The sequence below is a fragment of the Ruegeria sp. S263 genome (assembly GCF_056780525.1).
Genome location: NZ_CM165558.1, coordinates 1151354 through 1163896 on the forward strand (window position 1 = coordinate 1151354; position 12543 = coordinate 1163896).

At 56.6% G+C, this 12543-nt stretch carries 15 protein-coding genes; 5 read left to right on the forward strand and 10 right to left on the reverse strand.

Annotated elements, in window-relative coordinates:
• Positions 1-48: 48 nt before the first annotated feature.
• The 5 genes from ACT2B1_RS05750 to ACT2B1_RS05770 are packed head-to-tail and all read right to left on the reverse strand — an operon-like array spanning position 49 to position 4130.
• Positions 49-774: an alpha/beta fold hydrolase gene (locus ACT2B1_RS05750; protein WP_481668745.1), complete on the reverse strand. Its 726-nt coding sequence runs from the start codon at positions 772-774 to the stop codon at positions 49-51.
• 23 nt (positions 775-797) lie between these two features.
• The gene (gene pcaD / locus ACT2B1_RS05755) at positions 798-1586 is read right to left on the reverse strand and encodes a 3-oxoadipate enol-lactonase (protein WP_171241047.1); all 789 of its coding nucleotides are present in this window, start codon (positions 1584-1586) and stop codon (positions 798-800) included.
• A gap of 59 nt (positions 1587-1645) precedes the next feature.
• Complete coding sequence (locus tag ACT2B1_RS05760) at positions 1646-2620, reverse strand: threonine ammonia-lyase (RefSeq protein ID WP_481668746.1); 975 nt, start codon at positions 2618-2620, stop codon at positions 1646-1648.
• On the reverse strand, positions 2617-3444 hold the full coding sequence (locus ACT2B1_RS05765) for an alpha/beta fold hydrolase (protein ID WP_481668747.1): 828 nt from the start codon (positions 3442-3444) through the stop codon (positions 2617-2619). Before ACT2B1_RS05765 ends, ACT2B1_RS05760 begins: the two co-directional genes overlap by 4 nt.
• Complete coding sequence (locus tag ACT2B1_RS05770) at positions 3441-4130, reverse strand: haloacid dehalogenase type II (RefSeq protein ID WP_171121763.1); 690 nt, start codon at positions 4128-4130, stop codon at positions 3441-3443. Before ACT2B1_RS05770 ends, ACT2B1_RS05765 begins: the two co-directional genes overlap by 4 nt.
• Before the next feature lie 110 nt (positions 4131-4240).
• Between ACT2B1_RS05770 and ACT2B1_RS05775 the strand changes: the two genes are divergently transcribed.
• Positions 4241-4669, forward strand: coding sequence for an FKBP-type peptidyl-prolyl cis-trans isomerase (locus ACT2B1_RS05775; protein WP_171125818.1), 429 nt, complete (start codon positions 4241-4243; stop codon positions 4667-4669).
• Positions 4670-4692: 23 nt separating this feature from the next.
• Here the strand turns inward: ACT2B1_RS05775 and ACT2B1_RS05780 are convergent, their stop codons facing one another.
• The 4 genes from ACT2B1_RS05780 to fabA are packed head-to-tail and all read right to left on the reverse strand — an operon-like array spanning position 4693 to position 7511.
• The gene (locus ACT2B1_RS05780) at positions 4693-4884 is read right to left on the reverse strand and encodes a hypothetical protein (protein ID WP_171241050.1); all 192 of its coding nucleotides are present in this window, start codon (positions 4882-4884) and stop codon (positions 4693-4695) included.
• Between the two features lie 59 nt (positions 4885-4943).
• Positions 4944-5735, reverse strand: a complete 792-nt coding sequence (locus ACT2B1_RS05785; RefSeq protein WP_171241051.1) for an enoyl-ACP reductase FabI — start codon at positions 5733-5735, stop codon at positions 4944-4946.
• 5 nt (positions 5736-5740) lie between these two features.
• Entirely contained in the window at positions 5741-6970 is a 1230-nt protein-coding gene (fabB, locus tag ACT2B1_RS05790; RefSeq protein WP_171121767.1) for a beta-ketoacyl-ACP synthase I, read from the reverse strand.
• Between the two features lie 31 nt (positions 6971-7001).
• Positions 7002-7511: a bifunctional 3-hydroxydecanoyl-ACP dehydratase/trans-2-decenoyl-ACP isomerase gene (gene fabA / locus ACT2B1_RS05795; protein ID WP_170326986.1), complete on the reverse strand. Its 510-nt coding sequence runs from the start codon at positions 7509-7511 to the stop codon at positions 7002-7004.
• Positions 7512-7700: 189 nt separating this feature from the next.
• Between fabA and irrA the strand changes: the two genes are divergently transcribed.
• On the forward strand, positions 7701-8117 hold the full coding sequence (irrA, locus tag ACT2B1_RS05800; RefSeq protein ID WP_171121768.1) for an iron response transcriptional regulator IrrA: 417 nt from the start codon (positions 7701-7703) through the stop codon (positions 8115-8117).
• Positions 8118-8431: 314 nt separating this feature from the next.
• Entirely contained in the window at positions 8432-9226 is a 795-nt protein-coding gene (locus ACT2B1_RS05805) for a phytanoyl-CoA dioxygenase family protein (RefSeq protein ID WP_171241052.1), read from the forward strand.
• A gap of 9 nt (positions 9227-9235) precedes the next feature.
• Here ACT2B1_RS05805 and ACT2B1_RS05810 read toward each other — a convergent pair whose 3' ends face one another.
• A complete protein-coding gene (locus ACT2B1_RS05810; protein ID WP_481668748.1) occupies positions 9236-10099 on the reverse strand; it encodes a hypothetical protein in 864 nt (287 codons plus the stop codon).
• 120 nt (positions 10100-10219) lie between these two features.
• Between ACT2B1_RS05810 and miaB the strand changes: the two genes are divergently transcribed.
• Together miaB and ACT2B1_RS05820 are read left to right on the forward strand one after the other, a co-directional pair.
• Positions 10220-11539, forward strand: coding sequence for a tRNA (N6-isopentenyl adenosine(37)-C2)-methylthiotransferase MiaB (gene miaB, locus ACT2B1_RS05815; RefSeq protein ID WP_481668749.1), 1320 nt, complete (start codon positions 10220-10222; stop codon positions 11537-11539).
• A 179-nt stretch (positions 11540-11718) separates the two neighbouring features.
• Positions 11719-12483: an outer membrane protein gene (locus ACT2B1_RS05820; protein WP_481668750.1), complete on the forward strand. Its 765-nt coding sequence runs from the start codon at positions 11719-11721 to the stop codon at positions 12481-12483.
• Positions 12484-12543 lie beyond the last annotated feature (60 nt).

The following is a 12543-nucleotide window of genomic DNA, read 5'->3' on the forward strand; positions in this document are numbered from 1 at the left end:
ACCTTAACCACAGTCGTTTGACAAGGAAAATACCGGTTTCGGAAATTCTTATGGGTCGGACGGCAACAAATTGGCGATCTCGTCAAGGATTTCAGCCAACTGGTCCGGATGAGAAAAGAACGGAGAGTGCGAGCTGTCGATCACGTATCGCATGTGTTGGGGCGCGGCTTGGCTCATGTGTTCCTGATATTCGTTTGGTATTGTCCGGTCGTCGGATGCGCGGATATATGCCTTTGGAACTTGCTTAAATTGGTCGCCAAGAGGCAGCGGCGTATCCTGAGGCGCAATGGCCTGCGGACACAATCGCGCCAGGGCATAGGGCACCGTTGCAGGGGGACAGTCATGGTAGAATAGCGCCTGAACGCGATCCGGTTTAACGGAATAGGACAACCCATCCGAGGATTTCTCGACAGCGTCGCCGATCGTTTGTCGCGGCGATTTACGGCGCATCTCGATCATTGATTGACCTTCTTCGGGCACATAGGCGCAAAGGTATACCAGTGCTTTCATACCTTTCGGGTCCGCATCGGCTGCTGCGCTGATCGGATAGCCTCCCCAGGAATGCCCTACGATTATCGTTTGGGGCGAACTGGCGGACAGAACGGTATCGCGGCAACTGCGCAATGTCACATCTGCGATCGGTGTCGGGTCTGAACCGTGGCTGGGCATGTCGAGCGCGTGCGCCGAGTGGCCCAGATGCTCTAGCGCTGGGACTACGTCGCGCCAGCACCACGCCCCGTGGCACGACCCATGGACCAATAGGAAATCCGCCAAAATACCGCTCCTTCAAAATACGTCTAAATATGTCCTATGTCGGCCATGAACTGCTGAAGCAGGGCCGCGTATTCAACTGGTTGTTCAACACATGGAAGATGGCCCGCCCTCCGCACTAGCTCGAACCGTGAGCCGGGGATCAGGTCGATGGTTTCGCGCACCAGATCGGGCGGGGTCGAGCCGTCTTCGCTGCCGGCAATTCCAAGCGTTGGCAATCTCAGGCCGCTGGTCGGCGTGTAAAAATCGGTGCCTGAAATGGCGGCGCAGCAACCCAGATATCCATCTACCGACTGGCGCACCATCATGTTTCGCCACAGCAAGTGGTCCGGCGACGCGCGAAACGGCTTTGAGAACCACCGCTCCATCGTGGCGTCCGCCAGCGCTTCGATCCCGCCCTGACGCACCGCGTTCATCCTGTCCTGCCAGATTGACGGGGTTCCGATCTTCGCGGCCGTGTTCGACAGGACCAAGGCGCGAACCTGATCCATGCGCTTCACGGCAAGCCCCTGCGCGATCAACCCGCCGATGGACAGGCCGACGAAGACACAATCCCGAACCTCAAGAAAGTCCAACAAAGCTTCGGCGTCGCGGATCAGTGACCCCATCGAATAAGGCGCAGAAGGGCAGGACGACAGACCGTGCCCACGCTTGTCATACCTGATTATCCGAAGACCTTGTGGCAAATGCGGTAGCATGGCGTCCCACAAACGTAGTTCGGTACCTAGAGAATTGGCGAATACCACGGGTGCGCCATTTGGGTCGCCGTCGACCCGGTAATGGATGCCAATATCTCCTATCTCGGCGAACTGCATGACTTAATCCCCAATCGTCACACGTGGAATTCACAACCTGACTTATCCTGCGTGCGCTGTCAGGTCAGGAATTCCAGTGCTTTCCCAAAGACTTCGGGGTCCGTATTGCCCCCCGATGCAACAACTATCACCGCGTCGCCCTTGATTTCATCGCTGCGGAAAAGGGCCGAGGCCAATGATACAGCACCGCCCGGTTCCAGAACAATCTTGAGGCGCAGAAAGGCAAGCGCCATAGCCCGCAGCGCTTCTTCTTCGGTGACGGAAAACCCCGGACCGCAAAGCCGTTTCAAGATCGGAAAGGTGATTTGGCCCGGTTGCGGTGTCAGGATCGCATCGCAGATATTCCCAGACGACGCGGCGTTGTTCTGTATGTGCCCGGTCGCCAGAGAGCGTTTCACATCGTCGAACCCCTCGGGCTCGCAAGGTCGGGCGCGCAGACCCGGGGCATGCCTTTCAAGCGCCAGCGCGATACCTGACGTCAGCCCGCCACCGCCACAGCACACAAGTACGTCGGCTGCCTCAACCCCCAAGGACGCGGCTTGACGGGCGATCTCAAGGCCGGTTGTGCCTTGCCCTGCGATTACCTGCGGCTCATCATAGGGCCGGATCAGGGTCAGGCCGCGTTCCGAGGCAAGCCTTTCTCCGATATCCTCCCGGCTTTCATTTGCGCGATCATAAAGGACCACCTCACCGCCCAACGCGCGCGTATTGTTGATCTTCAACTGCGGCGCATCCGATGGCATGACAATGACTGACGCCGTGCCGTGTAAAGAAGCGGCGTGCGCAACCCCCTGCGCGTGGTTCCCCGAGGAATAGGCAATTACACCGCGCTTGCGATCCGCTTCGCTGAGGGCCGAGATCGCCGACCATGCCCCCCGAAATTTGAAGCTGCCAGTATGTTGCAGACATTCCGGCTTTACCAATACACGGCGTCCCGCGATCTCATCCAGAAACGGAGAGGTCAGGATCGGGGTTTCCCGAACGTGGCCTTTTAACCGCCCTGCCGCGGCTTCAATCAGGTCAAGCGAGCTCATGCAGCGTCCAGTACTTTGTGAATGAGGTCAAGCGATTGGGGTTCGTCCAGAAATGGGGCGTGCCCCCGATCCGGTATCTCTGCCGAGATAAGGCCGGGGTGACGCTTGTGCATTTCCGTCAGCGTTTCTTTGCCAAGTATATCAGAATTCTCGCCCCGTATGACGCCGGTTGGCGTGTCACGAAGCGCCTCGAAGAACATCCACATATCCGGAACGGCCCCCGTTGCGGCTTGTTCAAGCAATGCGGTTCGCAGCGCCGGGTCATAACGCATCGCAAGCCCGTCACCCGTCTGTTCATACTGGATTTCAGCCTGTTGCCGCCAACGCTCCAATGGGACGCCTGGGAAGGTCGGCTCCATAAACTGTTGTAGGACATTTGCGGCTTCATCATAGTTTTTGGACACGGGCTGTTTGCCAACGTAATCCATGATCTTAGCAATACCCGACAGTTCCAGAACCGGGCCGACATCGTTTAGAACCACAGCCGACAGGCGCTCGGGGTGGCTGGCGGCCAACGCCATTGCGATCAGACCGCCCCGGGATGTTCCGATCACCGTCGCCTTTTCGAGACCGAGGTGATCCAGCAATTCGATCGCGTCATGGGATTCGCGAAAGATATTGTAGTTCATATAGTCCGGGTCGCGGTCCGAATTGCCGCGCCCGCGGTAGTCCATGGTGATCATCCGCATACCCGTCAGGTGCGGTGCCAGAAACGAAAAATCCCGACTGCAGCGGGTCAGTCCCGCCAAGCATAACACCGGCTGGCCCGAGCCTGTGTTATTGAAATAAATGTTCTTGCCGTCTGTCGTGGTGAAGAAAGTCATTCAAGCCCAGCCAGTTGCGGTATCGTCGTCAGGTCGGTCAGAACATGTGCGGGTTTCCATGGCAAACGGTCCACCGGTTCACCCGCCCTGTTGACCCATGCGGTCGTAAAGCCGTAACCGGACGCACCGGCTGCGTCCCAGCCGTTAGAGCTGACGAACAGAACTTCGTCGCGTTCGCCGCCGAACCTACCCTGCACAAGATCATAAACGCTTGCGTGGGGCTTAAAGACTCCAACGCTTTCGACCGACAGGACGTCATCCAGAACGTCACCGATGCCTGCGGATTTTACGGCGCCGTCAAGCATTGGGGGGGAACCGTTGGACAGGATGGCGGTTTGCAACCCTCCGGCCTTCAGCGCGCGCAACATCTCGGGGACTTCGGGATATGCCTGCAACTGCCAGTACAAGTCCAAGAGCCGCTGTCGCAACGTGCTGTCTCCGTCTAGGCCGGTTGCCTCAAGCGCCCAATCCAACCCGTCTTGCGTGACATCCCAGAAATCTGCATGGGCATCCGCAACTGCGCGCAACCACGTGTATTGCAACTGTTTCAAGCGCCAGTAATTCGCCAGTTCCGGCCATTTCTGCTGCAATGCTTCAAAGCCGGGTTCGGCAGCAGCCTGACGTGCGGCCGCCGCGACGTCGAACAGCGTTCCATACGCGTCGAAAACGCAAGTTTTGATTGGCATTTGATCCCCTCCATTCTTTGGGCGCAGGTTGGCAAAAGAGCGAAGGGTTTACAATGCCGTGTCACACCCTAGGGTTGGCCGCTCAATCCTTTTTCAGGCCGGAGGCCAATATGACCGAAATCAAGCAAGGCGACACGGTTCGCATTCACTACACCGGGACGCTGTTGGACGGCAAAGTCTTTGACAGCTCGGATGGGCGTGACCCGTTGGAATTCGTTGTCGGCTCCGGTCAGATTATTCCCGGTCTGGATAGCGCTATGCCCGGGTTGTCCGTGGGTGAAAAGAAGCGGGTCGAGATCGCTTGTGCGGACGCTTATGGCCCGATCAATCCCGCAATGCGGCAGAGCATTCCGCGCGAAGGAATTCCTGATGACATCCCGCTGGATCCCGGTTCGCAATTGCAGATGCAGGCCCCCGACGGACAGGTTATGCCAGTGACTGTCGTTGAGGCGGACGAGGCGACCGTTACGCTCGACGCAAACCATCCGCTGGCAGGGCAGGACCTGATTTTCGATATTGAGGTTGTTTCGATAAACTAAGCCCACACAAGGCCCGGATCGGATCAGCCTGTAATCAGGCTGGTCCAGGATTCAAAAGTGGCGCGAACATGCGGTTGCGTGAAGAATACAAACAGCATCAACAGCATTGTCAGGGTCAGCAATGCTGCGCGACCACGAACCCCCAAAAAACCCTGCTTTAGGCGGTAGCGGGAAACGCGCGGGCTACTTGCGATAATATGTTCGGCTTTGCTCATGCCGCTATCACTGCCGGGGAAAGATGTTCAAATCTTGGCACCGACAGGGAAAGATCGGGTCACATGTGATCCGGTTGCGGCATACCCAGAACATGGAACCCGCCATCGACGCGGATGATTTCGCCGGAAGTACACGCGCCGGCATCTGATGCCAGGTAGACAGCAGTGCCGCCCACAGCTTCAAGCGTCGCGTTCGAGCGCATCGGCGCGTTCTGGTCGCAGAACTTGTAGGTCTTGCGCGCGCCGCCAATGGCCGCCCCTGCCAGTGTCTTCATCGGACCGGGGGAGATGGCGTTCACGCGGATACCTTCAGGGCCAAGATCGTTGGCCAGATAGCGTGTGGCCGATTCCAGCGCGGCCTTGGCCACGCCCATGACATTGTAATTCGGAACCACGCGGTTCGAGCCCTGATAGGTCAGCGTCAGCAACGTGCCGCCATTGTCTTTCATCAGCGGATAGGCGCGGCGTGCGACCTCGATGAAAGAATAGGCCGACACATCCATCGAGTGTTTGAAATTCGCCCGAGTTGTGTTCAGAAACCGGCCCGTCAATTCGGATTTGTCCGAATAGGCAATGGCGTGGATCACGAAATCAATCGTCGGCCAGCGTTCGCCCAATTCGCCAAATGCACGGTCCAGCGAGGCGTCGTCGGTGACGTCCGCATCCACCATGAAATCGCTGCCGAGGCTTTGTGCCAATGGCTCCAGCCGCTTGCCGAATGCTTCGCCCTGATAGGTGAATGCGAGTTCCGCGCCAGCCTCGTGCATGGCTTTGGCAATGCCCCACGCGATCGAGCGGTCATTCGCCACGCCCATGATCAGGCCGCGTTTGCCCTTAAGAAGATCCGACATCATATTCACCCGTTATACTTGGACAGAACCATGGACCCGTTCGTGCCGCCAAAGCCGAAGCTGTTGGTCATCACACTGTCCAAACCTGCATTTTCAATCACTTGTGTTGCAATTTCACCGGGCAGGATGCCTTCGGCAAGTGTGTCGACATTGATCGACGGCGTAATGAAGTCATGGTGCAACATCAGCAGGCAGAAAATTGCCTCGAGTGCGCCAGCCGCCCCCTGCGCGTGGCCGGTCATCGACTTGGTCGATGAAATCGGAGGCACATTGCCTTCGCCAAAGATTCTTCGCACGGCTTCAACCTCGCCCACGTCACCGACCGGGGTCGAGGTTCCATGTGCGTTGATATAGCCGACCTTCCGACCCTCGGGGAGGGTGCCCAAGGCCAGACGCATGGCGCGTTCGCCGCCTTCGCCGGACGGGGCAACCATGTCGTGACCGTCAGAGGTTGCAGCATAACCTGTGACCTCGGCATAGATTTTTGCGCCGCGGGCCAGAGCGTGATCCAGATCTTCCAACACGACGATACCGCCGCCGCCCGAGATCACGAATCCGTCGCGATCCTGATCGAACGCGCGCGAGGCTTTGGTCGGCGTGTCATTGTATTTCGACGACATCGCGCCCATCGCGTCGAACAAGCAGGACAGGGTCCAGTCCAGCTCTTCACCGCCGCCGGCAAACATGACGTCTTGCTTGCCCAGCATGATCTGTTCTGCCGCGTTGCCGATGCAGTGCAAAGAGGTCGAGCAGGCCGATGTGATCGAGTAGTTGATGCCCTTGATCTTGAACGCCGTCGCAAGGTTGGCCGAGATGGTCGAGCACATGCATTTGGGTACAGCGAACGGCCCGATCCGCTTGGTTGCGCCGTTTTTCAGAACAGTCTGATGCGCCGTCAGCATTGCACTGGTCGACGGACCGCCCGAGCCTGCGACAAGACCTGTGCGCGGGTTCACGACCTGATCTTCGGTCAGACCGGCGTCAGCAATGGCCTGCGACATGGCGATATGCGCATAGGCCGCGCCGGGCCCCATAAACCGCAGCGTGCGCTTGTCGACATGCTCGGTCACGTCGATCTTGAGCGACCCGGCGATCTGGCTGCGAAAGCCGTGTTCAACCATCTGGTCATTAGCCTCGATGCCGGACTTACCAGCTTTGAGTGAGGCCAGAACCTCTTCGGCATTGTTCCCGATGGAGGACACGACCCCCAAGCCGGTGACAACTACTCGACGCATTTGCGTGCTCCTTATTTCGGCCCTGTCAGGCTTAGGCTTCAGATAATACGACTTTCATATCTTTGACGTCGTAGATCATTTCACCGTCCGCTTCGACGATTCCATCCGCAACACCCATGGTCAGGCGCCGTGTCTGGATCGCTTTTTTGAAGTCTATTTTGTAGGTCAGCATCTTGCGGTCAGGACGTACCATGCCGGTCAGCTTGACCTCGCCCACGCCCACGGCCATGCCGCGCCCCTGCCAGCCGCGCCAGCCCAGGTTGAAGCCTGTCAATTGCCACAGCCCGTCCAGCCCCAGACAGCCGGGCATGATCGGATTGCCGGGGAAGTGGCAGTCAAAGAACCACAGATCAGGCGTGATATCGAATTCGGCCAGAACGTGGCCCTTGCCATGCGCGCCGCCATCGGCCGAGATATCGGTGATCCGGTCCATCATCAGCATAGGTGGGGCAGGCAACTGCGCGTTACCGGGGCCGAATAATTCGCCACGGGCGCATTTCAGCAGATCGTCCTTGTCAAAGCTGCTCGGGAATTGGGCCATTCTTGCCGCCTCTCCTGCCAGGGGTCCGTTTATCTAATCTGGCCTCGTCTAGCACCCGTATGCAAGGTCCTGCAAGAGCGGTGGTCCACATCATGTTGTGTTCAGACTATTCTTTGCGAATGAATTTCATTTGAAATTACCTGACCACAGCACTTATATATACCTAAGTACAACGAAGGTATCGGATTGATGACACCTGAAAGCCAGAACATCGCCACGAATTGGTTGGTTCACGCCGGATTGCGTCCGACGCGTCAGCGGGTGGCGCTGGCCGAGTTGTTGGTGGGCGATGGCCGTCATCGCCATGTGACCGCAGAGAGCCTTTTTGAATCAGCCAAAAAGAACGGTGATGCCGTATCTTTGGCAACCGTTTACAACACATTGCGCGCCTTCTGCGATGCGGGCGTTTTGCAGGAAATTACAGTGGACGGGTCGAAAAGCTATTTCGACACCAACACCCATGACCATCCCCACTTTTTCTGGGAGGATGAGGGCCGCCTGAGCGATGCACCATCAGAAGAACTGGTTATTCAACGTCTTCCCGAAGCGCCCGAAGGCGTGGAAATAGCTTCGGTGGACGTCGTGATCCGCCTGCGGAAGAAGTAACCTTTTTCCATTAATTGTCAGTAATCGCAATGCCTTACCCGTAAACGGGTCCAGCGGCTGTGTGACGTGTCGCGTTGAATCTCCAACGAGGCAGATCCTTGCGCGACCATCGTGTTTTGCCCGATTTTCAGATTTACCCCAAGAATTGCCGGGCCGCTGATGGCAAGCTGCCATGTCTGCCAATCGCGCAAAGATATACGCTCTGAAGCCGGGGGAAACAAAAAGGAAATCAAGTCCAAATTCGAAAGATATGATTTGAACCGGGGTTTGATCCATGCGCAGATCGACGAACCACCGGAACGGAGACAGAAAAGATGCACCCTTTGGTTACGCAAGAAATGATTGACGCCTATCAGCGCGACGGTGTGATTCTGATCAAAGGTTTGTTTGCGGACTACGTCGACACCCTGCGCGATGGGATTGAGGTCAACATCGCTGATCCCGGCCCATATGCGTCGGATAACAAAAAGCAGGGTGAAACGGGGCTGTTTTTTGACGATTACTGCAACTGGTCGCGGATCGAACAATTCCAGAAAGTCGTCCACAACTCGCCCGTGGCCGAAGTCGCGGCGGATCTGATGCAGTCTCAGACTGTTCAGATGTTTCACGATCACGTTCTGGTAAAAGAGCCGGGTACGTCGATGGCAACTCCATGGCATCAAGACGGGCCGTATTATTTTGTCGAAGGTCAGCAAACCATCAGTTTCTGGTCGCCGCTGGACCCCGTGTCACAAGCAACGCTGAGGTGCGTCGCCGGATCGCACCGGTGGAAGAAAGAGGTTCTGCCGACTCGCTGGGTTTCCGAAGAAGGGTTCTTTCCCGATGAGGGGCAGTACATCCAAGTCCCTGACCCCGACGCAGAGGGCATGAAGGTCGTCGAGTATGAGATGGCGCCGGGTGACGCCGTTGCCTTCAATTACCGAACCTTGCACGGTGCACGTGGCAATCATTCAGACAGTCGCCGCCGCGCCTTTTCATTGCGCCTTGTTGGTGACGATGCGCGCTATGTCGAACGCCCGGGTCGCACATCTCCTCCGTTTCCGGGGCATTATATGCAGCCCGGACAGCGGCTGCGAGAGGATTGGTTCCCGATTCTTCTCAGACGTTAGGCGTTCGAATCAAAACCACTGACCGGTTTCGATCAACCCCAAGTCCAGCAATTGTCGCGACGACCACTGAAACGGGGTCGAGTTGCTCCAACGAAAGCACTGGATATTGCTGTTTGAACCAGCGTTGATTTTCAACGCCTTTGCCGCGCGAAACGAGCAGATGGCAGCGGTCAGGTTGTGATGCCACGGGCAGGAATAGGTATTATATTCAGGCTCGTTGAACGTGTGATCTGGCCTGAGTTCCAATCCCGGCTGCGTTTTGAATATGGCGATCCGGTCGATGCGACGGCGTTCATAAGGGATCTGGTCTTCGAACCGCCACCGCAGGCCACCGGACATGTCCAACTGACGCTCCAGCGGATGCCCGTCGGTGTCGTGGCGGGTGTGGGCATAATAACCGGTCTTGTCCAACAGGGCGCGATCAGGGGCTACCCCATTCGGCGCAGCCGTCAGATCATCCGCGTAAAGATCAACGACATGGCATAGCATGGAATTACGGCGCTCTTCCGAATGGAAGACTAGAAATTCGCCGATCGTCCGTGTCTCACAAAACGGAAAAAACAGGTACTCGGTGTTATAGCAATAATACATCCAAACATCCGGCGCGGCTTTCATGACCTTGTTAATCGTCTCAAAGACCGCTGTGCGTGGCGCGCATGTCAAGGTGACGCGGTGGATACGGTCGGCAAGGGCAGGTTCCAGAGAAAACTCCTGCGGCATGAACACGACAAGAGATTTGAAGCCCAGGTTCAGGTGGTGCTGAATTGTGCCATCGACCTCAACATCGTCTTCGGCAAAAATGAGTGCGACGGGGCCCTGCGCGAGGGCCTTCGCGCCGGTTCGCAGGAAAGAGTTGAGGGAGTCGTACTGCATCGCCCGTCTGATTTCATCCAACTGGAGTTTTTGGCCAAAATCGGGTAATCGCGCGGGCATTGCAAGCGGCGTTCGTAAAGTATAGACGACGTCGATCCCGCGAACGCAAAGGCTACACCCATGTCGGAACCCAAAAAGCTGTACATCAAGACCTATGGTTGTCAGATGAACGTCTATGACAGCGAGCGTATGGCCGAGACAATGGGCGGTCAGGGCTATGTCGAAACAAAGACGCCTGACGATGCAGATATGATTCTGCTGAACACCTGCCACATCCGTGAAAAGGCGGCTGAAAAGGTCTATTCCGAACTGGGCCGTTTCAAGGGGCTGAAGGCGGAAAAGCCTGATCTGAAGATCGGTGTCGCCGGTTGTGTTGCGCAGGCTGAGGGCGAAGAGATCATGCGCCGGCAACCTCTGGTCGATTTGGTGGTGGGACCGCAGAGCTATCACCGTCTTCCAGAGATGGAAGCCAAGACCCGCGAAGGTGCCAAGGCGCTGGACACGGATTTCCCCGAGGAAGACAAGTTCGAGAAATTGAAAAACCGCCCCAAGGCCAAGCGCGGCCCGACGGCGTTTCTGACTGTACAGGAAGGTTGCGACAAGTTCTGCGCCTTCTGTGTGGTGCCATATACCCGCGGGGCCGAAGTCAGCCGTCCAGCCGACCGCATCATTTGCGAAGCGCAGGATCTGGTTGAACGTGGCGTGCGCGAAATCACTCTGCTGGGTCAGAACGTTAACGCCTATCACGGTGCGGGGCCCAATGGGGACATGACGCTGGCGGGTCTGATCTGGGAATTGAACAAGGTTGATGGGCTGGAGCGCATCCGGTTCACCACCTCGCACCCCAACGACATGGCCGATGACCTGATCGAGGCGCATGGAACTTGCGACAAGCTGATGCCCTACCTGCATCTGCCGGTGCAGTCAGGCTCGGATCGGATTTTGAAGCGGATGAACCGCAGTCATACCGCCGAAAGCTATCTGCGCCTGATCGAACGCATCCGCGCAGCGCGGCCTGATATCATGATGTCAGGCGATTTCATCGTGGGCTTCCCCGAGGAGACAGACGAGGACTTTCAGGCCACGTTGGATTTGGTCGAGCAGGTCAGATACGGATATGCGTATTCGTTCAAGTATTCCACGCGCCCCGGAACCCCTGCCGCCGAACGGTCTCAGGTTGATCCTGAGGTGGCGGATGACCGCCTACAGCGTTTGCAGGCCATGATCACGCGGCACCAGCGCGAAATTCAGGATGCGATGGTCGGGCGAAATGTCCGCGTGCTGTTTGAGAAACCCGGCCGTCTGCCCGGGCAGATGGTCGGAAAATCCGAGTATCTTCATTCGGTTCACGTCTCGGATGCCGATGTCGAGGTGGGTGAGTTGAGAGACGTGCGCATCACCAGCTCAGGCTCGAATTCGCTGGCTGGCAGGTTGCTTTGACGCGACATTTTTCGTGTCGTTGCGTCATGGTTGAATCTTATGGAAAAATTTACCCTTGATTTATGACTTGGAACTATGTTCCGAGAAAAGTCATATTTTTTAGGGGTATACGGCTCTAGCCGTCCCTGAGGTCGTTTTTGCGTCGCCCAGTATCAAGGGCGTGGCCATGGAGAGTGCGAGTGAAGGTTTTGAATCTTATCAATATACTCAAATTCAAACTGCCACTTTCTGCTTTGGTTGCATTTGTGTTTTTTTCCGGCGCGGTAACGGCTGGCAACCTTGAAGAAGGTGTTTCAGATCCTCCCATCGTCAGCCCCAAGCGTTTCGACAGCGACGTCAGTGCGTTTTATCTTGGCTTGACCGGCGGATACGCGACCAGTGGAACGGATCGCTTTGGCCTGACAACGCCCACCGATACATTTGCGATCGGTGAATTGGATCTAAGCGGTTCCTATGGTGGTGTACGGGCAGGATGGCGGGGTATTCTACCGGCCAAGCAAGGCCGCGACTATGTCTACGGGTTTGAAATCGGATATGACTTCGGTTCGCTGGATGATGATGTCACAACGCAAATCGGGGGCATCACTGTGGACGGTGGATCCGAAGTCTCGGACGTTGTGTCGATTCGCTTCCGAAATGGCCTTACCAACAAAAGCGGCACGGTGTTGTATTTCCTCTCGGTGGGTTATGTGAACGGTGACGTTGAAACCACGAACAGCTTGTCTCTTGGGCCTACGGTTCAAAGCTTTGCAGAAAGCGACTCGCGCAACGGGTTTTCCGCCAGCATTGGTGCGGAACACAATTTGAACGCCAATTGGTCGATTACAGGCGAATATGAATACGTTCAGTTTGATTCCAAGGACATCGTCTTTGAAAATGGATTTTCCACCAAGTCGACACCGCGGTATCGGGGTTTGCGATTTGGCTTGAATTACCGGTTCTGAACAACCGGCTTTTTGCCAGTTTTTTATGCCTGCGCGGGTTTTCAAACCGGACTGTGATCG